Annotated in this window: 2 tRNA genes and 1 rRNA gene; all 3 read left to right on the forward strand. The window is 43.8% G+C overall.

From position 1 onward, the window contains the following. Window positions 1-79, forward strand: a 16S ribosomal RNA gene (locus ACO0LD_RS31730); the annotation flags it as partial. A gap of 111 nt (window positions 80-190) precedes the next feature. After that, window positions 191-267, forward strand: a tRNA-Ile gene (locus tag ACO0LD_RS31735). A gap of 120 nt (window positions 268-387) precedes the next feature. Further along, window positions 388-463 (forward strand) — tRNA-Ala (locus ACO0LD_RS31740). Window positions 464-761: the final 298 nt, after the last annotated feature.

The raw sequence follows: 761 nt of genomic DNA on the forward strand, positions 1-761 counted from the left end.
TACCACGGCAGGGTTCGTGACTGGGGTGAAGTCGTAACAAGGTAGCCGTATCGGAAGGTGCGGCTGGATCACCTCCTTTCTAGAGTAGCGCGTAGTTAAGTGTCCACACTTATTGACTGTTAATGATAATGAACAGAGAACGGTTTGCGTCGGGGTAGCAATGACCGGACAGCGACTGAAGTTCAGTAGCGGGTCTGTAGCTCAGTTGGTTAGAGCACCGTGTTGATAACGCGGGGGTCGTTGGTTCGAGCCCAACCAGACCCACCACCAAACACACTATGCAAGAGCGATTTTGCGTAGAAGTTGTTCTAAAAAAGAGCTGGCTTTGCCAGGCTTTTTTAGGAATCTCAACCAAACAAAAGTAGGTTTGTACTTTTGTTTGAACGAGGGGGATTAGCTCAGCTGGGAGAGCACCTGCTTTGCAAGCAGGGGGTCGTCGGTTCGATCCCGTCATCCTCCACCAAGAAATCGCAAACCTAAGTCAGTGCAGTAAGTTAGCACCGAGGTTTAGGTTTGTACTTTCAAAGCGAAAGACATAGTAATAAGTAGTTCTCGTTCTTTAACAATTTAGAAGAAGTAAAGTAGAAATAATCAAAATTATTTCTGTAAAGAGAAGCTTGCAACGACAGTTGTAAGTGGAAATTATGGAAGGGTTGTGATTGTATCGAACAAACATAGTATTAAAAAGAGTTTGAAAAGCTGTCGAAAGACAAGTTTTAGAAAAAATCAAATTCCTTGAGATACGGCAAACGCTAAAGTAA

Origin of the sequence: Undibacterium sp. Ji83W, assembly GCF_049340385.1 — a bacterium.
GTDB lineage: Bacteria > Pseudomonadota > Gammaproteobacteria > Burkholderiales > Burkholderiaceae_D > Undibacterium.